Below are 21198 nucleotides of genomic sequence, written 5' to 3'. Positions count from 1 at the left end.
GCCCCCTTCACGGATGCCGCGGGACGGTGGTCATGAGCGGCTTCGGTGAGGTGCTGCCCGCCGGCGCCCCGATCGCGGTGATCGTCATGACCAGGGCCAGCGCGGCGGCGAGTCCGACGGCCGCGGCGATCAGGGCGCGCATGGACAGCCTCCCGGTGTGGGCTGCGGGGCCCGACGCACGGTAGCAACCGGAACGCCAAATGAGAACAAGTTCGCTGACGCAACGTCAGGAGGGCCGGGTCGCGTCGACCCGGCCCTCCTTTGCGTTGCCGTGGGTTCAGTGCGCCGACTGGCTGGGCGCGGCGGACGGCGAGGGGCTGGCGTCGCCGCTCGGCTTCGGTGTCGGGCAGCGGCCACCGCTCGGGGACGGTGAGGGCGAGGGCGACCCGGAAGCGCTGCCGCTCGGCGAGGGCGACGGGCTCGGGGACGGCGAGGGGCTGGCGCTACCGGACGGCGAGGGCGACGGGCTGGGCGAGCCGGTGGGGCACCCCCCGGTGGGCGACGGGCTCGGGCTGCCGCTGCCGGACGGGTGCGGCGAGGGGCTGCCGCTGGGCCCGGGGCCGATACTGCCGCTGGCCGACACGGTGGGCAGCGGGCTGTGCGAGGGCGACGCGGACGGTCCACCGCCCGGCCTGCCTCCGGCGCCGGACGAGGCCGACGGCGACGGCTGCGCCGACGGTATCCGGTCGCCCCCGGCACCGGGCGCCGAGCCGCCACCGGAGCCGTCCGCGATCTGGTGCACACCGTTGAGGTAGTACTGGTACCAGTCCTTGACGGTGTTCAGGTAGTCCTGGGAGTGGTTGTAGCCCAGTATCGCGCGGTCCAGGCCCTTGGGGTCGGACAGGTCGCCACCGGCGGCGCACAGGTAGTCGGCGGCGGCGAGCGAGGCGTCGTAGATGTTGTTGGGGTCCTTGACGCCGTCACCGTTGCCGTCCGCGCCCCACTGCGCCCAGGTGGACGGGATGAACTGCATGGGGCCGACCGCGCGGGCGTAGGACAGGCCGCCGTCGTAGTAACTGGTGCTGCTGGAACCGATGTTGGCGTTGCCCCCGGTGCCGTCCAGCACCGGGCCGAGGATCGGCGTACGGGTGGTGCCGGAGGCGTCCACGTTGCCGCCGTCCGCCTGGCCGGACTCCACCTCGCCGATCGCCGCGAGCAGCTGCCAGCGCAGATGGCAGCCGGGCCGACTGCTCTGGAGCGCCGCCTCGGCCTTCTGGTACGCGGCGAGTACGGTCGCGGGGATGCCCGCGCCACCCGCCCCCACACCCGGCCCGCTACCGGGCTGCCCGCTGGGACTGCCGGGCTTCACCGGCGAGTTGAGCGGCGGCAGGTTGGTGATGTACGGCTTTCCACCGTCGATCGGCGGGCCGGGAGGCGGGGCCACGGTGCTGCCGTGTGCCACGCCCAGGGCCACGCCCGGGGCCTGTGAGGCGGTGAGCGCTGCCATCGCCAACGCCGCGATCGCGGTGCCCGCCGCACCCTTGCGTATCCGTCGGCCGAACGGCACAGACATACGCCTATTCCCTCCCGATGGTGTGTCGTATGCGCTCCCCAGCGCGACAACGAAACGGACACTACGGCAACTTGTGAACCGGAGCCACCGTCCGTGACAGAGATGGTGATGAACAGTGCGAATCACAGCTACGGGAGGCGTGGATGCCGTTCACCTTCAGCCATCCCGCGGCGGTACTGCCCCTGCTGCGGACCGATGCCTCAGGCACGGTACGGGGGCGCGGACCGTTGCTCGCGGCAGGGCTGATCGCCGGGTCGCTCGCCCCGGACGTGCCGTTCTTCCTCGACTCGCTGATCCCCGGAACCGGCCGATACGGCCGGGCCACCCACGGTTTGGCCGGTGCCGCCGTGCTCGATCCGCTGCTCGCGGCCGGGCTGACGGCTGGCTGGCTGGCGGTGCGCGGGCCGCTGACCGCCTTGCTGCCGCCGCCGATCGGCGGCCGCGCGGCGCCGCTGCTGGGCGTGGCGACGGGTGGGGCGACGGGTGGGGCGACGGCACCGACGGTGCGGGACACCGGATGGTTCTGGGTCTCGGCGGCGACCGGGGCGGCCACGCATCTCGGCTGGGACGCCTTCACCCACCAAGGACGCGGCGGTGTACGCCTGTTGCCGGTGCTGAGCCGCACCGTGTGCGGCGTACCGCTGTACCACTGGGCGCAGTACGCGAGTTCGGCCGCGGGACTGGCCGCCCTCGGGCTGTGGACGGCACGGGAGTCGCGGCGCGCCCCGCATGCGCCGCCGCCCGCGGTGCCCCGGCTGACGGCGCGGACCAGGCGGGCGGGCGGCTGGACGCTGGCGGCCTGCGCGGTGGCGGGGGCGGCGCTGCGCTGTCGGCGGGACCGGCCGGGCGACGTCTCGTCGTTGATCGCCTCCGCCACCTTCGGCGCGGGCGCGGGTCTGGTGCCGGCCGCGGCGGCGGTCGCCGCCGCGGTCCACGCCAGACGGGCGCGCTCGCGCGACCGGGGCGGTCAGTGCGCGGCGGACTCCCAGTCGGGGCCGTGACCGACGGAGACGTCGAGCGGGGCACGCAGCGGGTAGGCACCCGCCATCTCCCGCCGGACCAGTTCCTCGACCTGCTCGCGCTCGCCGGGCGCCACCTCCAGCACGATTTCGTCGTGCACCTGTAGCAGGGTGCGGGAACGCAGCTCCTCCTTGGTCAGCGCCTCGTCCACCCGCAGCATCGCGATCTTGACGATGTCGGCGGCCGAACCCTGGATCGGCGCGTTGAGCGCCATCCGCTCGGCCATCTCCCGGCGTTGCCGGTTGTCGCTGTTGAGGTCCGGCAGATAGCGGCGGCGGCCCAGCAGCGTCTCGGTGTAGCCGGTGACCCTGGCCTCCTCCACCACCCGGTGCAGATAGTCGCGCACCCCGCCGAACCGCTCGAAGTAGGTGTCCATCAACGCCCTTGCCTCCGCGGCGTCGATGCCCAACTGCTGGGAGAGGCCGAACGCGGACAGGCCGTAGGCCAGCCCGTACGACATCGCCTTGATCTTGCGCCGCATCTCGGCGTCCACGCTCGCCCTGGGGACGTCGAAGACGTACGAACCCACCGTGGTGTGCAGGTCCTCGCCGGAGGTGAAGGCGGCGATCAGGCCCTCGTCCTCGGACAGGTGGGCCATCACCCGCAGTTCGATCTGGCTGTAGTCGGCGGTCAGCAGCGACTCGTAACCCTCGCCGACCACGAAGCCCCGGCGGATCGCCCGGCCCTCGTCGGTGCGGACCGGGATGTTCTGCAGGTTGGGGTCGGTGGACGACAGCCGTCCGGTGGCGGCCACCGTCTGGTTGAAGGTGGTGTGGATCCGTCCGTCCGGCGCGATGGTCTTGATCAGGCCCTCAACGGTGGAGCGGAGCCTGGCCTGTTCACGGTGGCGCAGCATGATCACCGGAAGCTCGTGGTCGGTCTGCCCGGCGAGCCACGCCAGCGCGTCGGCGTCCGTGGTGTATCCGGTCTTGGTCTTCTTGGTCTTGGGCAGCCCCAGCTCGCCGAACAGCACCTCCTGGAGCTGCTTGGGCGAGCCCAGGTTGAACTCGTGCCCCACCGACCGGTGCGCCTCGGCGACCGCCTGCTGCACGGCGCCGGCGAACTGCTGCTCCATGCGCTCAAGCCACTCGCGGTCGGCGCTGATGCCGTGCCGCTCCATCCGGGCCAGCAGCACCGAGATCGGCAGCTCCACGTCCCGCAGCAGCTCCAGCGCGCCGTCCGCGGCCAGCCGGGCGCTGAACACCTCGCCCAGGTCAGCCACCGTACGGGCCTGGAGCATCAGCGCCTCCGCCTCGGCGCCGTCGTCCACACCGAACGCCAACTGCCCGCCGTCGCCCTCGGACGTGGTCAGCTCACGGCCCAGATACTCCACCGAGAGCGCGTCCAGGGCGAACGAGCGCCGCCCTGGCTTGATCAGGTACGCGGCCAGCGCGGTGTCCATCGCCACGCCGTCCACCGTCCAGCCGTGCTCGGCGAAGACCCGCATGGCGCCCTTGGCGTTGTGCAGCACCTTGGGCCGGTCACGGTCCGCGATCCAGCGTGCGAACGCCTTCTCGTCCCGCTCCACCAGATGCGCCGGATCGAACCAGGCCGCCGGTCCTCCCTCGGTGGCCAGCGCGATCTCGGTGACCGTCCCCGAGCCCAGCGCCCAGGAGTCGACCGTGGCCACCCCGACCGTGCCCCGGCCGTGCTCCTCCAGCCAGTCGGTCAGCTCACCGGCGGCCAGCACCCGCCCGTCGATCTCCACCCCGTCGCCGACCGCCTCGGCGGCCTCGCTGGTGCCGGGGTCGGCCGCGTACAGCCGCTCGCGGAAGTTGGCGTGCCGGAACTCCAGCGCCTCCAGCACCACATCGAGCGAAGCCCGGTCATACGGTTGACGCCCCAGCCCGTCGGGGCCGACCGGCAGTTCGACGTCCCGCACCATCTCGGTGAGCCGGCGGTTCAGCGTGACCGCCTCCAGATGGTCGCGGAAGCTCTGCCCGACCTTGCCCTTGACCTCGTCGGCCCGCTTCACCAACTCGTCGAACGAGCCGAACTGGATGATCCACTTGGCCGCGGTCTTCTCACCGACGCCGGGAATGCCCGGCAGGTTGTCCGACGGGTCGCCGCGCAGCGCCGCGAAGTCCGGGTACTGCCGGGGGCTGAGGCCGTACTTCTCCTCGACCTTCTGCGGGGTGAACCGGGTCAGCTCGGACACGCCCTTGGTCGGGTACAGCACCGTCACGTTCTCGCTGACCAGTTGGAACGAGTCCCGGTCACCGGTGACGATCAGCACCTCGTAGCCGGCCCGCTCGGCCTGGGTGGCCAGGGTGGCGATCACGTCGTCGGCCTCGAAGCCGTCCACCGCGAACCGCGGCACCCGCATCGCGTCCAGCAGCTCGCCGATCAGCTCCACCTGGCTGCGGAACTCGTCCGGAGTCTTGGAACGCGTCGCCTTGTACTCCGGATACTCCTCCATCCGCCAGGTCTTGCGGGACACGTCGAACGCCACCGCCAGATGCGTCGGCTGCTCGTCACGCAACGTGTTGGCCAGCATCGAGGTGAACCCGTAGATCGCGTTCGTCGGCTGGCCGGTGGCGGTGTTGAAGTTCTCCACCGGCAGCGCGAAGAACGCCCGGTACGCCAAGGAGTGCCCGTCCAGCAGGAGCAGGCGCGGGCGGCCTCCCTTCTGGCCTCCGGTCGCCCCGGTGGTCGTCGCGGTCTTCTTCGCCGTCGTCTTCGATGCCTTTGCTGCCACGTCTCCGATCCTCCCACGGACCACTGACATCCCCGCCCGCGGCGCCGCCACCCGCCCCCGCCGTCAGCGGCCCGTGGGAGGATCGAAACGACAGCATCGAACACGCGACGCCGGCCGGGGCGAACCCGTACCGGCACGTAGCGAAGGGGACGACGATGGCAGGCAAACCGCCCGCGGGGGACCCGGTCCAGGACGCGCCCGATGTCACCGCACCGCAGCACGCCGCCGCCGGGCTGCCCGCCATCGGGCACACGCTACGCATCGCGCAACAGCAGATGGGCGTGCGCCGCACCGCGCTGACCCTGCTCAAGGTCAACCAGAAGGACGGCTTCGACTGCCCCGGCTGCGCCTGGCCCGAGCCCGACAAGCGGCACCGCGCGGAGTTCTGCGAGAACGGCGCCAAGGCCGTCGCGGAAGAGGCGACGCTGCGCCGCGTCACCCCCGAGTTCTTCGCCCGCCACCCGGTCTCCGACCTCGCCGCCCGCAGCGGCTACTGGCTCGGCCAGCAGGGCAGGCTGACCCAGCCGATGTACCTGCCCGAAGGCGCCGACCACTACGAGCCGGTGCCGTGGGAGCGCGCCTTCGACATCATCGCCGAGGAACTGCGCCGGCTCGACTCGCCCGACGAGGCGGTGTTCTACACCTCGGGCCGCACCAGCAACGAGGCCGCTTTCCTCTACCAGTTGTTCGCCCGCGAACTGGGCACCAACAACCTGCCCGACTGCTCCAACATGTGCCACGAGTCATCGGGCTCCGCACTCACCGAGACCCTCGGCGTCGGCAAGGGCAGCGTGCTCCTCGAAGACCTCTATCGCGCCGACCTGATCATCGTCGCCGGACAGAACCCCGGCACCAACCACCCCCGGATGCTGTCCGCGCTGGAGAAGGCCAAGGCGAACGGCGCGAAGATCGTCACCGTCAACCCGCTGCCCGAGGCGGGACTTGAGCGGTTCAAGAACCCGCAGACCGCCCGCGGACTCGCCGGTTCCGGCACCCCGCTCACCGACCTGTTCCTCCAGATCCGGCTCGGCGGCGACCAGGCGCTGTTCCGCGCCCTGAACAGGCTCCTCCTGGAGACCGACGGAGCCGTCGACACCGAGTTCGTCGCCCAACACACCCACGGCTTCGAGGAGTTCGCCGAGACCGCCCGCGCCACCGACTGGGACGAGGTACTGCGCGCCACCGGACTGGACCGCCAACGGATCGAGCAACTGCACGACATGGTCCTGAGCGCCCGCAGCATCGTGGTGTGCTGGGCGATGGGCCTCACCCAGCACAAGCACGCCGTGCCCACCATCCGCGAGGTCGTCAACTTCCTGCTGCTCCGCGGCAACATCGGCCGCCCCGGGGCCGGAGTCTGCCCGGTGCGCGGCCACAGCAACGTCCAGGGCGACCGCACCATGGGCATCTTCGAACGGCCCGCGCCCGCCTTCCTCGACGCCCTGGAGAAGGAGTTCGGCTTCGCACCACCGCGCGAACACGGCCTGGACGTCGTACGGTCCATCCGCGCGCTTCGCGACGGCACGGCGAAGGTGTTCTTCGCCATGGGCGGCAACTTCGTCTCCGCCACCCCCGACACCGAGGTCACCGAGGCGGCGATGCGCCGCGCCCGGCTCACCGTCCATGTGTCGACCAAGCTCAACCGCTCCCATGTGATCACCGGCGCCCGCGCCCTGATCCTGCCCACTCTCGGCCGCACCGAGAAGGACGTCCAGGCCACCGGCGAACAGTTCGTCACCGTCGAGGACTCCATGGGCATGGTGCACGCCTCCCGCGGCGGACTCGCCCCCGCCAGCGCCCAGTTGCTCTCCGAACCCGCCATCATCTGCCGGCTCGCCCGCGCCGCGCTCGGCCCGGACAGCGTCGTCCCCTGGGCCGAGTTCGAAACCGACTACGACCTCGTACGGGACCGGATCTCCCGGGTCGTCCCCGGCTTCGAGGACTTCAACACCAAAGTCCGCCGCCCCGGCGGCTTCACGCTGCCGCACGCCCCGCGCGACAACCGCCGCTTCCCCACCGCCACCGGCAAGGCCAACTTCACCGCCGCTCCCGTCGAGTACCCCCAGGTACCCGAAGGCCGGCTGCTGCTGCAGACGCTGCGCTCGCACGACCAGTACAACACCACCATCTACGGCCTCGACGACCGCTACCGGGGCATCAGGGGCGGCCGCCGCGTCATCCTGCTCCACCCCGAGGACGCCCACGCCCACGGCTTGGCCGAGGGCGCCTACACCGACCTGGTCAGCGAGTGGTCCGACGGAGTGGAGCGGCGCGCGGAAGGGTTCCGCGTCGTCCACTACCCCACCACCCGCGGCTGCGCCGCCGCGTACTACCCGGAGACCAACGTACTGGTCCCGCTCGACCACACCGCCGACACCAGCAACACCCCGGCGTCGAAGTCCGTCGTCATACGCCTGGAGGCCACACGTGATCAAAACCACCTCCCGACGGCCGCCCCGGACGCGTGAACACCTGATAGGACGCTGCTGACACACTTCCCGGGGGCCGCGGCCGACGCCGCGGGCCCCGGGCCCAGGCGGTGCCGGCTCCGCGACGTCCGAAGCCCACCGCGACCGACCGAAGACGATCGGAGCCGACCGACATGGGCGAGCAGGCCGCCACCCAGGCCCCCACCAAGTTCCCGCCGGAGGTCCTCGAACAGTACGCAGGGCTCGGCATCGACCTGCCGTCCCTGTTCTCCGCCGGAACCCTGGGCACCCGCATGGGCATCCAGGTCACCGAGGCCTCCGCCGAGCGGGTCGTCGGCACCATGCCGGTCGAGGGCAACACCCAGCCGTACGGGCTGCTGCACGGCGGCGCCTCGGCCGTACTCGCCGAGACCCTCGGCTCGGTCGGCGCCATGATGCACGCCGGACCCCACAAGATCGCGGTCGGCGTCGACCTCAACGCCACCCACCACCGCGGCATCCGCACCGGCACCGTCACCGGCGTGGCCACCCCCGTGCACCGGGGCCGCTCCACCGCCACCTACGAGATCGTCATCACCGACGAACAGGAACGCCGCATCTGTTCGGCCCGACTGACCTGCGTACTTCGCCCCTCGGCCCCCAGCGGCAACCAGACCACCTGACCGCCGCCTACCGCCCGTGCGGGGCGATGGCCAGGATCGCCACGTCGTCGTGGAGCGCCCGGGCGTGCCGGGGCAGATCGGTGTCGAGGAAGTCGATCACATCCCTGGGCGTGGGCGCCGCCAGCCCGGCGAAACGCGTCCGCAGCTGGTCCAGCAGCGGGTAGAAGACCCCACCATGGTCCCGGGCCTCCATCAGGCCGTCGGTGCACAGCAGCAGCACATCCCCCGGAGCGAAGCGGTGCTCATAGGACACCGGACGCCCCGGGGCCAGCACGCCCAGGCCCAGCGGAAGGGCCGGCGGCCCGGCGAGCGTGTTCACCTCCCCACCGGAGATCAGCACCGGCTCGATATGGCCGTGGTTGATGATCGTCACGCGGTTCGCCCGCGAGTCGTACTCGACCAGGGCGGCGGTAACGAACAACTCGTCGTCCAGGATCGCCGCCGCCTCCCGGGTGATCCGGCGCTCCATGCTGACCGCCACCTGTAGCAGGTCGCCGGGATCGTAGGCGGCCTGCCGGAAACTGCCCAGCACATCGGCGACAGTACGCACGGCCTGCAGGCCCTTGCCCCGCACGTCGCCGATGATGGCCCGCTCACCCGCCGGGGTCGCGCAGATGTCGAACAGGTCGCCGCCCACCATGGTCCCCGCCTCGGCCGGGTGGTACAGGCTGGCCGCCAGCACATGGCCCACCTGGTGCGGAACCGGCCGCAGCAGGGTGTGCATCAGCGCCTCAGCCACCGAGTTGGCGTGCAGCAGATGCGCTTCCTGGCGCTTGCGGTGGGCGGACAGCACGGTGCCGATGAAGCCCACCAGGGCCGTGGAGATGTACGCGCCGACATAGTGCCTCTCCCACAGGTCGTGCGCGTTGCGGCCGGCACAGCACGGCGTCCCCGCCAGGACCGCCTCGAACGCGATCGCGAACACCGTCACCGCGGCGACGCCCACCGGGCCCTGCGTGTACGCGGCGATCACCGGCAGCGCGATGAGCAGGAAACTCACCGGCCACTGCACCGGAGTCACCGGCTCCAGCAACAGCACCGCCGCCACGTACGCGACCGGCAGCCAGCGCATCCAGGCCGGTGCGGCGGGCACCTGCAAGCCCGCGTCGCTCAACCTCGCCGCACGGCGGTGGTCGGCCTTGCCGACCTCGCCGCGGTGTTGCTGGTTCACCTGTCACTCCCAGCGGTGTGCAGCGGGTGTGCGGTGCCCAGGCAGACGGTTGAATGCGCGGCTTGGACGCCGGCGGCGCGGAAGGAACTCCTGGGCGGCGGCTTCTTCCTCCTGACGGCATACGACCGACCAGCGCCGTCACCATCATCTTCCCGAGCACCTCGCGGCGCACGGCCAGCGCCCGCCGCACGGCCGGGCCGCTGCGGCCAGACGGCGTAACGGCCCGAAGCGGCCGTCACGCCATCAGCGCCACGCCAGGTGACATGGGACTCAACGCGCCCGGTGCGCCGGGAGCAGCCGGACGGCGGACCTCAGCCGGCCGCGCCCTTGTCGTCCGTGCCGCCCGTGTCGTCCATGCCGCTCTTGCCGGCGGTGCCGCTGACCTCGTCGATGACGGCCTGTGCCACCTGCTGCATCGACATCCGGCGGTCCATCGACGTCTTCTGGATCCAGCGGAACGCGGCGGGCTCGCTCAGCCCGTACGCCGTCTGCAACGCGCTCTTGGCCCGGTCCACCAGCTTGCGGGTCTCCAACCGCTGGGCCAGGTCCGCGACCTCCGCCTCCAGCGCGCGCAGTTCGGTGAAGCGGGAGACGGCCATCTCGATGGCCGGAACCAGGTCGCTCTTGCTGAACGGCTTGACCAGGTACGCCATCGCGCCCGCCTCACGCGCCCGGTCGACCAGCTCCCGCTGCGAGAAAGCGGTCAGCATCAGCACCGGAGCGATGCGCTCCTTGGCGATGCGCTCGGCGGCGGAGATCCCGTCCAGGATCGGCATCTTCACGTCCAGGATCACCAGGTCGGGCCGGTGCTCCTCGGCGAGTTCCACCGCCCGCTGGCCGTCCCCGGCTTCTCCGACGACCAAGTACCCCTCTTCTTCGAGCATCTCCTTGAGGTCGAGGCGGATCAGCGCCTCGTCCTCGGCGATGACGACGCGCGTCGTGTGCGGCGGAACGTGCGACGGTTCGCCTTCGGCGTCGGCAGCCGGGGGCGTCATCTCATCGGGGGCGTCAGCGGCGGTCACTGGCTTCGGCTCCTCATTTCAGTGCGGGGGTGCATGCATGAGCCTACCTACGTCCTGTAGGTTTGAGTCATGGCGGGTATCCGCTATCCTTCATTTCGAAGGGGCCCCGGTAGCCCAACTGGCAGCAGGCAATGGATTCAAAACCCATACAGTGTCGGTTCGAATCCGACCCGGGGCACTCACCTTCTTTTCCAAGGTCATCACCTCATTAGCGATCTTCACCGCTTAGAGTGAACAACCCTTCGATTCGGCCAGAGGTCATTGACTTTCCGCCAGGATCGATCGCATGTACGACCTTGAGACGCGCAAGCGCGCACTCACCCTGCTCCGCCAAGGACGCAGCCTCAACTCGGCCAGCAGGCAGACGGGCATCTCCCGCGCCGCCATCCGCGGCTGGCAGGCCCGTATCGAGCCGCTGCGCCCAAGTGACTGCCGCCGGTGCCGAGATCGCCCCGATCTCCCCCATCCCCCGGACGCGTACGCGTACTTACTCGGCCTGTACCTCGGCGACGGCTGCGTCAGCCCGCATCCGCGCACCGGTTACTTCCTCCGCATCGCCTGCGCCAACGCCTGGCCTGGCCTCATCGACGCCTGCGCCGACGCGGTGCACGCCGTACATCCGACGGGCTCGGTCCACCGACTGCCACGCGAGGGCTGCGTGAGCGTGGTCAGCTACGGTCGGCACTGGCCCTGCCTCTTCCCCCAGCACGCACCCGGGAAGAAGCACGAGCGGCACATCCAACTCGCCACCTGGCAACGGGAATCGGTCAACGCCCACCCCTGGGAGTTCATCCGCGGACTCGTCCACTCCGACGGCTGCCGCACCACCAACTGGACCGAACGCACCGTCGCCGGGCAGCGCAAGCGCTACGAGTACCCCCGCTACTTCTTCACCAACAAGTCCGAGGACATCCGACGGCTCTACACCGACACCCTCGACCACCTCGGCATCGAGTGGAAACAGGCGAACACCTGGAACATCTCGGTGGCCCGCAAGGTCTCCGTGGCGATGATGGACCAGCACATAGGCCCCAAGTACTAGGAGCCGTGCGTTCAGGCCCCCGCTACTTCGGTGAGTCGTCCTCCCCGATGTGGTGGACCCGGACCATGTTCGTCGTACCGGGGACGCCCGGGGGTGAGCCCGCCGTGATGACGACCACGTCGCCGGGCTTGCAGCGGCCGATTCGCAGAAGGTGTTCGTCGACCTGCTCGACCATCTCGTCCGTCGTCTGGACCATCGGGCCGAGGAACGTCTCCACGCCCCAGGTCAGGCTCAGTTGTGAGCGTGTCGCCGGTTCCGGGGTGAAGGCCAGGACCGGGATCGGTGAGCGGTAGCGCGACAGACGCCGGGCGGTGTCGCCGCTCTGGGTGAACGCCACCAGGAACTGCGCGCCGAGGAAGTCGCCCATCTCGGCGGCGGCCCGCGCGACGGCGCCGCCCTGGGTGCGCGGCTTGCCGCGTTCGGACAGCGGGGGCAAGCCGGCCGCGAGCATGTCCTCCTCGGCTGCCGCGACGATCCGGCTCATGGTCTTGACGGTGGCCACCGGGTACTTGCCGACGCTCGTCTCGCCGGAGAGCATCACCGCGTCGGCCCCGTCCATCACCGCGTTGGCGACATCGGATGCCTCGGCGCGGGTCGGCCGGGACGCCTCGACCATGGAGTCCAGCATCTGGGTGGCGACGATGGCCGGTTTGGCGTTCCGCCTGGCGAGTTTGACCGCGCGCTTCTGCACCATCGGCACGGTCTCCAGCGGCATTTCGACACCGAGGTCACCGCGCGCGACCATGATCCCGTCGAACGCGTCGACGATCTCGTCCAGGTGCTCGACGGCCTGTGGTTTCTCGATCTTGGCGATGACCGGGATCCGCCGCCCCTCCTCCGCCATGACGCGCAGCACGTCCTCCGCGTCGCGGGCGTTGCGTACGAAGGACAGGGCGATGACGTCGGCGCCGATGCGCAGGGCCCAGCGCAGGTCCTCCAGGTCCTTCCGGGAGAGCGCGGGGACGCTGACGGCGACGCCCGGCAGGTTGAGGCCCTTGTGGTCGGAGACCAGCCCGCCCTCGATGACCATGGTGTGTACGCGGGGGCCTTCGACGTCGGTGACTTCGAGGGTGACGCGGCCGTCGTCGACGAGGATGCGTTCACCGCGGCTGACGTCGGCGGCCAGGCCGTTGTAGGTCGTGCCGCAGATCTGCCGGTCGCCTTCGATGTCCTCGACGGTGATGGTGAACTCGTCGCCGCGTTCAAGGAGTACGGGGCCTTCGGCGAACCGGCCGAGGCGGATCTTCGGGCCTTGAAGGTCGACCAGCACCCCGACGCTGCGCCCGGTCTCGTCGGCCGCCTTGCGCACCCGGCGGTACCGGTCCTCGTGTTCGGCGTAAGAGCCATGGCTGAGGTTGAACCGGGCGACGTCCATTCCTGCCTCGACCAGGGCCTTGATCTGGTCGTACGAGTCTGTGGCGGGGCCCAGAGTGCAGACGATCTTTGCTCGGCGCATACTGCCGAGCCTACGACCTACCTGCCGGTAGGGAACCGTCTCCCGGAGAAGGGGGAACGTCCGCTCCGTTAAAGGTTGTTGACGTGAATCGCAACGGTGTACGTACCCCACAAGGGCTTTCAGCGCGGCTCAGGGGCCCGCAGGTCGGGTCGGGTCATGGTGAAGTGCGCGGTGACCTGGGCGTGCACGGTCTGGCGTTCGGGTTCGAGGGTGATCGCCGGGACCGGCTGGGCCCCGGCCGCACCGCCGGGGGCGGCGGGTGCGAACGCCCGGGGGTGATATGGGGCGGTCGGCTCCGTGCCGGTGTCGGCGAGTTCGAGGAGCGCGGTGACCTCTCCGCCGAGCGCTTCGGCGTACTCCCGGGCGCGTCGTACGGCGTCCCGTACGGCCTGGGTTCTGGCTGTGCGGTAGGCGGGTGAGTCGGGGCGCAGGGACCACCATGGGCCGTCGACCCTGGTGAGGTCGAGTTCGGCGAGTCGGGTGATGAGTTCACCGAGGGCGGTGAAGTCGTTGAGGGTGACCTGGAGGTGGACGCGGCCGTGGTAGGAGCGAACGCGTTCGCCGCGTCCCTTGGCGAGTTCGGGGGTGATGACCAGGGCGCTGGTCTGGGTCTTCTCGACGGCTTCGGTGTGGGCCCTGATGAGTTCCAGGACGGTGGTGTTGCGGCGGGTGAGGTCGTCGAGGGCGCCGCGGCGGTCGGTGCCGCGGGCGTTGACGGTGATGGCGATGCGGGCGAGTTCGGGTTCGGCCTCGATGTGGGCCTCGCCGCGTACGCCGAGGCGTGGCGCGTCCTCGTGGGGGTGGTCCTGGGGTGCCGGTGTCGTGGTCATGTCTCCACTGTGGCAGGCGGGTTGGGCGCCGGAGGGTTGTCGGTGGGGCGCGTACGGGGGTGTTGTGCGCGCGGTCTGGCTGGGTGAAGGCGAACAGGGCGGTGGTCTCCGGCCGTGTTCGCCTCCGGTGGCTGGTGGCTCACCCGCGTGGGAGTGCCGCTGTTCTGATGGTGGGGGTGCTGGTACCGGTGCGGGGTACGGCGGTGCGGGGTGGGCGGTGGGCGGGGTGGGGGTCCAGGCCGAAGGTGGTGAAGGCGGTGCGCTGCGGCAGTTCGTAGGCGGTGTCGCCGGTGAGGGAGTTGAGGATGACGGCGGAGCGCCAGGCGCCGAGGCCGAGGTCGGGGGTGCCCACGCCGTGGGTGTGGGTTTCGGCGTTCTGTACGTGGATGGCGCCGCGGATGGAGGGGTCGAGGACGAGGCGGTGCCGTTCGTCGACGCGTGGGCGGCCGGCGGAGTCGCGGCGCAGGTACGGGTCGATGGGGGCGAGGAGGGGTTCCAGGGGCCGTTGCCGGTATCCGGTGGCGAGGACGACGGCGTCGGTGGTGACGCGGCTCTGGGTGCCCTGTTGGACGTGTTCGAGGTGGAGTTCGACGCGGTCGGCGCCCATGCGGCCGGCGGTGCGCACCGAGACGCCGGGGGTGAGGGTGACGTCGGGCCAGGAGGGCTGTCCGGACTCGGTTGTCAGTGTGCGCTGGTACAACTCTTCGTGGATGGCGCTGATGGTCTCGTGGTCGATGGCTTTGTGGAGTTGCCACTGGTGTGGGAGGAGTTGGTCGCGTACGGATTCGGGGAGGGCGTGGAAGTAGCGGGTGTAGTCGGGGGTGAAGTGTTCGAGGCCGAGTTTGCTGTATTCCATGGGGGCGAAGGCCTCGGTGCGGGCGAGCCAGGTGAGCCCTTCGCGGCCGTGCGGGCGGTGCCGTAGTAGGTCGAGGAAGATTTCGGCGCCGGACTGCCCGGATCCGACGACGGTGACATGGCCGGCGGCGAGCAGCCGGTCGCGGTGGGTGAGGTAGTCGGCGGAGTGGAGGACGGGGACGCTGGGGGATTCGGCGAGCGGGCGCAGCCGTTCGGGTACGTGGGGGGTGGTGCCGATGCCGATGACGAGGTTGCGGCTGTGGGTGCGGCCGACGGCGACGGCCTCGCCGTCGGCGTCGAGGCGGGTGAAGTCGACCTGGAACAGGTCGCGTTCGGGGTTCCAGCGGACGGCGTCGATCTGGTGGCCGAAGTGGCAGGTGGGCAGTGAGTCGGCGACCCAGCGGCAGTAGGCGTCGTACTCGGTGCGCGGGATGTGGAAGCGCTCGGCGAAGTAGAAGGGGAAGAGGCGGCCGCGGGCTTTGAGGTAGCACAGGAACGACCAGGGGCTGGCGGGTTCGACCAGGCTCACCAGGTCGGCCAGGAAGGGCACTTGGAGGGTGCTGCCCTGGATGAGCTGGCCCGGGTGCCAGCTGAACGCGGGGCGCCGGTCGTAGAAGGCGGTGCGTAGTTCGGGCAGTCCGTCGGCGAGGGCGGCGAGGGAGAGGTTGAACGGCCCGATGCCGATGCCGAGTAGGTCCAGGGGTTCGTCGGTGGAAGGGCTGTCGGCGGGGTCGACGGTGTTCATGGCGGTGTCCTTCCGTGGGTTACTGACCGTTCCGGGGTGCGTTGCCGCCCGGCGGGTCTTGGCCGGTGGAGGGTTCCTGGCCGTTCGACGGCGGTCGGCCGGTTCGGGTTTCCCGTGCGGTGCGGGCGACGAGGTCGAGGAGGGCGGTGAAGTCGGCTGGTTCGGTGGCGGGGTTGAGCAGGGTGGCCTTGAGCCACAGGCGCCCCGCGGCGTGGGCGCGGCCCAGTACGGCCGTGCCGGAGGTCACCAGGGCGCGGCGGATGGCGGCCAGTTCGGCGTCGGTGGCATGGCTGGGGCGGAAGAGGACGGTGGTGATGGTGGGGCGGGCGTAGAGGGTGAGACCGGGGTGGGCTTCGACGAGGTCGGCGAGGCGCTGGGCCTGTTGGCAGACCCTGTCGATGAGTTGGGCGAGCCCGTCGCGGCCCAGGGCCCGGAGGGTGACGGCGATCTTGAGGATGTCGGGGCGGCGGGTGGTGCGTAGTGAGCGGCCGAGCAGGTCGGGGAAGCCCGCTTCGATGTCGTCGTGGGCGTTGAGGTAGTCGGCGTTGGTTGCCAGTGGCCGCAGTGCGGTGGTGTCCGGTACGGCGAGCAGTCCGGCGGCGATGGGCTGCCAGCCGAGTTTGTGCAGGTCGATGCCGACGGAGGTGGCGGACTGCAGGCCGGACAGCTGGGCGCGGTGGTGCTTGCTGAACAGCAGCGGTCCGCCGTAGGAGGCGTCGATGTGGAGTTCGGCGCCGTGGGCGGTGGTGACTTCGGCGATGCCGGGGAGTGGGTCGATGGCGCCGGTGTCGGTGGTTCCGGCGGTGGCGATGACGAGGGCCGGGCCGCGCAGTTCGGCGAGGGCGCGGTCGACGGTGGCGGGGCGCAGGGTGCCGTCGTGGGTGGGCAGGGTGCGGGGTTCTGGCAGGCCGAGCAGCCAAGCGGCGCGGTGGACGCTGTGGTGGGCGTTGTCGCCGCAGACGATGTGTACCGCGGGCACGCCGGTGGCGCGGGCGCGTTCCCGGGCGAGCAGTAGGCCGAGTTGGTTGGACTCGCTGCCTCCGGTGGTGACCAGGCAGGCGGGTTGTGGCAGGTCGGGGTAGACCAGGGCGGCGAACGCGGCGGTGGTCTCGGCCTCCAGGGCGGTGGCGGCGGGGGCCTGGTCCCAGGAGTCCATGGAGGGGTTGAGCGCGGACGCGGCGAGGTCGGCGGCGACCGCGAGGGCGAGCGGCGGGCAGTGCAGGTGCGCGGAGCAGTACCGTTCCGCGGGGTCGGCGGAGCCCTCGGTGACGGCGCGTACCAGGGTGCGCAGCGCGTCCTGGGCGCCGGTGCCGTTGGCGGGCAGGACGGGGGTGGCCTGGGCGCGCAGCCGTTCGGCGACCGCCTGGGGGCCGCCCGCCGGGATGGGGCCGCCGCGGGCTGCGGCGCCCTGGCTGAGTGCGCCCAGCACGGTGTCGACCAGTGGCCGCAGTTGGCTGGGGCCCGTGGCGCCCCCGGCGAGGGCGGGCGGTTCCCCGGGGTCGTTCGGCGTCGGCATGGGTGCGGTGCCCTTCGGGATGGCGGCTTGAGGAGGCACAGACGTCCCCAAGTCTTGTGGCGTTCAGGTGCGTTCACCTGACGAGCACAACGATCTCGACCCGAAAGGGGTATTGCGGGGTTATGTATGTCCATATCCTGGGCGGGGTGGCGGCAGGATCGTGGCGGGTTCAGTCCGGTGCGATCGTCGGCGGGTGGTCCGGGTGGGGGACGCGGTCGCTCCAGCCGCCGGGGACGGTGTGGTGCTGCTGCGCGCGGAAACGTATCGGCGCGACCCCCACGCGGCGGGTGAACAGTCGGCTGAAGTAGGCCGGGTCGTGGTAGCCGACCCGGCGGGCCACGGCGGAGACCGGTAGGTCGGTGGCGGCGAGCAGTTCCTTGGCCCGGCCGAGGCGGATACCGAGCAGATAGTCCTTGGGGCTGCATCCGGCCGCCCGCCGGACGGCGGCGCGCAGTTCGGCGAGCGTCATGCCGTGGCGTGCGGCGTGTTCCGCGACGGCGAGCGGCAGGAAGGCGTCCCGCGCCAGCGCGTCCAGTACGGGCGAGCCGTCGCCTCCGGTGTCGGCGCGGGAGCGGCGCAGGGTCACCAGGAGTTCGTGGACGGCGGCGGACGTCTCGACTTCCAGCAGGGGGTTGCCGATCCGTGCCGCGCGGGCGACGCGGGTGATGATGCCGCGGGCGGCGGCGCTGTCCCGCAGTGGGGTCACCGGCCGGTCGGGGTCGATGTAGCCCAGTTCGGTGTACGCGGTGGTGGCGGCTCCGGTGAAGTCCACGAAGCCCTCGTCCCAGCCGTCGTCCGGGTCGGGCGCGTAGTGGTGTTCGACACCGGGGGTGATCCACAGCAGCGCCGGTGCGGTGACGGGGACGGGCGGCCCGGACCGGTGGCGGAACCAGCCGTGTCCGGTGCTGATGACGACCGCCACGTGGTGGTCGATGGCACGTGGCCCGACCGTCGGCAGCGCGCCGCGCTGGAGGCCGACGCCGAGGCACACCAGCCCGAGCCGGTGGTGGACCGGGCTCGGGGTGAAGTAGCGCATCCATGTCTGGTACATGCCGAGCACCGATCCTGCGGCATGGCGCGCCGTGACGCCATATGTCCTCAGGCGCTGCCGAGGTCGATGACGGTGAAGGAGTCCAGGGCGAACTCGGCGGTGCCGCTGTCGCCGGTCTTGGTCAGCCCGACCCAGGCCTCGCCGCCGGCCGGGGCGGTGAACTCGTAGCGGTGGTCGGCGGGGGCGTCGGCGGCGGGCAGTGGGGTGCTGGTGAGGACCTGGGGCGTGGGGGTGTCGACGGCGGTGGTCCAGGCGTACTGTCCGGCCGACTCGTTCTCGTACCGGAAGGTGATCCGGTAGCGGTGGCCGGGTTCGAAGCGCACGGTGTGCGGGACGGTGCGGTAGACGGTGCCGTTGTTCTCGCCGCGTGACTTCAGCGACTGCCCGCCGTCGATGACGTCGTCGATCACCTTGCCGTTCCAGCCGCGCTGGGTGTAGCGGGCGTGCCGTTGGGCGATGTGGGTGCGGGGGTCGGTGGCGCCGCCGGCGTCGCCCTTGACGAACGGCCCCCAGCCCTGCGGGACGTGTTCGAAGTCCTCGTGCACCAGGGCGCCTTGGGCATGCGTTCGTACCGCGGGGACCACCCGTACGTTGTCGAAGCGGACGCGTGCCTCGCCTGCCGCCGCGGTCAGTGCGAGGGTCACCGGGCCGCCGCCGGGCGGTACTTCGAAGTAGGTGAACATCCGCTGGAAGCGGGAGTCGTGCTTGCGGTCGGCGGCGACGTAGTTGACGGCGGTGGACGTCTCGGTCCAGTTCTCCGCCGTGACCCCGTCGCCGGTCCGCACCCGCAGCGCCGCCCGGCGCCGCTCCCCCGCGCTCTCCCCCACCTCGACCTGCACGGAGGCGGCATAGCCGCCCGGGGCGAGCCGGGCCAGCCGCTGGCTGACCGAGGCGGCCGAGCCCGCGCCGATGACCAGCTCGTAGTCGCCGAGAACGCTGCGCACCACCGAGGCCGGGCCGCTGACCTGCCAGCCGCGCAGCGAGCCGGAGTTGAAGCCGGGGTCGTACAGCGGTGTGCCCTGGCCCCAGCCGGGCGCGCTCTGCCGGGGTGCCCGCCGTCGGTAGAGGACGTACGGCTGGTCCGGGTCGGCCTCGATGGTGACCTCGCCGCCGCGCACCGGCAGGTCGCCGACGAGGACGCGCCCCTGGTCGGTGAGCCGGTACAGGGAGACCGAGGGCGCCGTGCGCCAGTCGCGCGGTAGGCGCCAACTGCTGGTGCCGCCAGCGGGGTTGTAGTGGTAGAGCCTGCCTGGCGCGTGGGCCTCGCGCGGTTCCCAGGGCAGCAGATAGGTGCCGCCGTCGTAGACCGGTTGTCCGTCGGTGGTGATGACCCGACGGCCGGTGCGGTCCGAGACGGATGTCCCGTAGGGACCGAAGAAGGTGATCTCGTGGTCGGTCCAGGTCCTGATCGGATATGCCTGGAGGTACTTGGCGGTTAGGTTGTCGGTCCACAACTGGTGGTAGAACGTGGTCCAGTCGGTCTTTCCCTGCCAGCCTTCGAAGGTGCCCAGCTTCGGGGTGCCCAGCAGGGGGAACTTGTCGGCGAACACGTCCTTCTGGTGCCCGCGCAGGAAGCGGATCAGGGTGGAGTTGATGCCGCGGGAGGTGTCGGGTCCGTAGTCGACCTCGTTGGCCCAGTGGGACCACAGGGAGGAGCGCTCCAGACCGCTCGACCATTCACTGCCGACCTTCCAGCCCTGCGCGCGCAGATGTCTTTGCAGACCGTCGGAGGGCCAGCCGCTCTCCCGGAAGACGTCGATGTACAGCGTGTCGAGTGCCGGATCCGTCTCGTCCCGCAGTTGCTGGAAGCGCCGCACGATGCCGTGGGTGTACAGGTCGCGCCGTGAGTCGATGCGGTAGCTCTGGTCGAGCCAGTCCCACTGCGGGTCGTGGACGTCGACCAGGGCGTCGCAGAAGGCGTGGGCCACGGGGTAGGACTCGGTGGCGTTGACGTGTACCGCGAAGTCGCTGTTCCAGTGACGTCCCTCGGCGACAAGGAGGTTGAGGTCGGCCAGGCCCCCGGCGCGGGTGTTGTAGTTGCCGCCGTAGTCCGGGTGGGCGGAGTCGTGTCCTTCGGACTGATATCCCTTGAGCAGGGTGAACTGCCGTAGTCCGTCAGTGGCCAGGGATATGCGTTTGATGTTGTCGAGGGTGGTCAGGAACGGATTGGTGGCCTGACTGGCGAAGTTGAACGGGATGTGCGGGACGACGCGCAGATACTGCTCGTCGGCGCCGAGCGGGGTCACCATGATGTCTCTGAGCGCTATGGCCGCGTCCTGCCAGTCGATGTGTCCGTCACCGTTGCGATCGCGGGTGAGGATGACGGTCACCCAGGGCAGCGGTTCGGTGTCGTCTACGGCGGCGCCCGCCGCGCGGTGGGTCCACTGGCCGCAGGAGATGCCGACCAGGGTGTGGCCGCCGGTGCTGACCGCCTGCCGCCACAGGCGGCCGTTCTCCCAGGCGGCCTCGGGGTGGGCGGTGACGTCGTCCCAGACGGTGTTGGTCTCGATGGCGGCGGCCAGGGTGTCATGGCTGGCGACCGCGTAGGCGCAGCCGATCGGCGCGGCGTCGGCCGGGGTGGCGTCGGTGACGTGCACGGTGGTGTCGCCGTTCTTCGCCTTGTCCAGGTCGATTCTGGCGGTCAGTACGCAAGCGCCGCTCTGGTCGCCGCGCACGCTCAGCCACGCCTGGCCCGGCAGTTGCAGGGTGCCGACGCGCAGGGCGGGGGTGTCGGCGACCCGGGTGATCCGGAAGGTCACCGTCCAGTCGTGGACCGCGATCTCCGCGTCGATCTCGGTGCCGCCTTCGAGGGTGAGGGCGTAGGCCACGCGGTCGGCGGCCGCCGCGCAGGTGACCTTCGGCGTGTGCGGAACGCCGTTGACGACAAGGGAGTTGACCGGGGTGGGCTGGGCGTGGAACACCGCGCCGCTGCCGCGGTCGGTGTACGAGATGACGCGCGGGAAGGCGGGGTCGACGCGCACTTCCAGGGCGGTGGAGCGCAGTACGGTCTCGCCCGCGGCCTGGGCGTCGTGGGGGGTGAGCGCGCCGCCGATCCCGGCGAGTGCCGTGCTGAGCAGTACGGACCTGCGGCTCGGCCCGGTCCGGTCGGCTGGTTGTGGATCGAGGGCGGGGCGGAACATCGCGCTCCTTCCGGCATGGCATCCGATCCGCACAGGGTGGATCACCGG

15 protein-coding genes and 1 tRNA gene are annotated in these 21198 nt (G+C 71.0%); 5 read left to right on the top strand and 11 right to left on the bottom strand.

Annotated features, from left to right (window positions below; translation table 11 throughout):
- Positions 1-7 precede the first annotated feature (7 nt).
- Together O5O46_RS07440 and O5O46_RS07435 are read right to left on the bottom strand one after the other, a co-directional pair.
- The gene (locus O5O46_RS07440) at positions 8-142 is read right to left on the bottom strand and encodes an SPW_0924 family protein (protein ID WP_269854437.1); all 135 of its coding nucleotides are present in this window, start codon (positions 140-142) and stop codon (positions 8-10) included.
- Between the two features lie 135 nt (positions 143-277).
- Entirely contained in the window at positions 278-1513 is a 1236-nt protein-coding gene (locus O5O46_RS07435) for a lytic transglycosylase domain-containing protein (protein WP_269854436.1), read from the bottom strand.
- 143 nt (positions 1514-1656) lie between these two features.
- On the opposite strand from O5O46_RS07435, the gene O5O46_RS07430 reads away from it, so the two are divergent.
- The gene (locus O5O46_RS07430; RefSeq protein WP_269854435.1) at positions 1657-2514 is read left to right on the top strand and encodes a DUF4184 family protein; all 858 of its coding nucleotides are present in this window, start codon (positions 1657-1659) and stop codon (positions 2512-2514) included.
- On the opposite strand, the gene polA is transcribed toward O5O46_RS07430, so the two are convergent.
- Complete coding sequence (gene polA, locus O5O46_RS07425; RefSeq protein WP_269854434.1) at positions 2481-5261, bottom strand: DNA polymerase I; 2781 nt, start codon at positions 5259-5261, stop codon at positions 2481-2483. The genes O5O46_RS07430 and polA overlap by 34 nt on opposite strands.
- Before the next feature lie 125 nt (positions 5262-5386).
- On the opposite strand from polA, the gene O5O46_RS07420 reads away from it, so the two are divergent.
- Positions 5387-7699 carry an FdhF/YdeP family oxidoreductase gene (locus O5O46_RS07420; protein ID WP_269854433.1) on the top strand — a complete coding sequence of 771 codons (2313 nt, stop codon included), beginning with the start codon at positions 5387-5389 and terminating at the stop codon, positions 7697-7699.
- 134 nt (positions 7700-7833) lie between these two features.
- Positions 7834-8322 carry a PaaI family thioesterase gene (locus O5O46_RS07415; RefSeq protein WP_269854432.1) on the top strand — a complete coding sequence of 163 codons (489 nt, stop codon included), beginning with the start codon at positions 7834-7836 and terminating at the stop codon, positions 8320-8322.
- Positions 8323-8329: 7 nt separating this feature from the next.
- Here the strand turns inward: O5O46_RS07415 and O5O46_RS07410 are convergent, their stop codons facing one another.
- On the bottom strand, positions 8330-9493 hold the full coding sequence (locus tag O5O46_RS07410) for a PP2C family protein-serine/threonine phosphatase (protein WP_269854431.1): 1164 nt from the start codon (positions 9491-9493) through the stop codon (positions 8330-8332).
- Between the two features lie 311 nt (positions 9494-9804).
- A complete protein-coding gene (locus O5O46_RS07405; protein ID WP_269854605.1) occupies positions 9805-10488 on the bottom strand; it encodes an ANTAR domain-containing response regulator in 684 nt (227 codons plus the stop codon).
- 130 nt (positions 10489-10618) lie between these two features.
- On the opposite strand from O5O46_RS07405, the gene O5O46_RS07400 reads away from it, so the two are divergent.
- Both O5O46_RS07400 and O5O46_RS07395 read left to right on the top strand, forming a co-directional pair.
- Positions 10619-10693: transfer RNA gene (locus O5O46_RS07400), tRNA-Leu, on the top strand.
- Between the two features lie 108 nt (positions 10694-10801).
- Entirely contained in the window at positions 10802-11557 is a 756-nt protein-coding gene (locus tag O5O46_RS07395) for a helix-turn-helix domain-containing protein (protein WP_269854430.1), read from the top strand.
- Positions 11558-11579: 22 nt separating this feature from the next.
- Here O5O46_RS07395 and pyk read toward each other — a convergent pair whose 3' ends face one another.
- The 6 genes from pyk to O5O46_RS07365 form a co-directional block, all read right to left on the bottom strand.
- A complete protein-coding gene (gene pyk / locus O5O46_RS07390; RefSeq protein WP_269854429.1) occupies positions 11580-13013 on the bottom strand; it encodes a pyruvate kinase in 1434 nt (477 codons plus the stop codon).
- 119 nt (positions 13014-13132) lie between these two features.
- Positions 13133-13843 carry an SIMPL domain-containing protein gene (locus O5O46_RS07385; protein ID WP_269854428.1) on the bottom strand — a complete coding sequence of 237 codons (711 nt, stop codon included), beginning with the start codon at positions 13841-13843 and terminating at the stop codon, positions 13133-13135.
- 139 nt (positions 13844-13982) lie between these two features.
- Complete coding sequence (locus O5O46_RS07380; RefSeq protein WP_269854427.1) at positions 13983-15443, bottom strand: lysine N(6)-hydroxylase/L-ornithine N(5)-oxygenase family protein; 1461 nt, start codon at positions 15441-15443, stop codon at positions 13983-13985.
- A gap of 19 nt (positions 15444-15462) precedes the next feature.
- The gene (locus O5O46_RS07375; protein WP_269854426.1) at positions 15463-16959 is read right to left on the bottom strand and encodes a pyridoxal phosphate-dependent decarboxylase family protein; all 1497 of its coding nucleotides are present in this window, start codon (positions 16957-16959) and stop codon (positions 15463-15465) included.
- Positions 16960-17128: 169 nt separating this feature from the next.
- Entirely contained in the window at positions 17129-18010 is an 882-nt protein-coding gene (locus O5O46_RS07370; protein ID WP_269854425.1) for a helix-turn-helix domain-containing protein, read from the bottom strand.
- Between the two features lie 47 nt (positions 18011-18057).
- Positions 18058-21150, bottom strand: coding sequence for an endo-alpha-N-acetylgalactosaminidase family protein (locus O5O46_RS07365; protein WP_269854424.1), 3093 nt, complete (start codon positions 21148-21150; stop codon positions 18058-18060).
- Positions 21151-21198 lie beyond the last annotated feature (48 nt).

The organism is Streptomyces sp. RPT161 (genome assembly GCF_027533845.1).
GTDB lineage: Bacteria > Actinomycetota > Actinomycetes > Streptomycetales > Streptomycetaceae > Streptantibioticus_A > Streptantibioticus_A silvisoli_A.
This window is presented reverse-complemented; position numbering and strand designations above follow the sequence as displayed.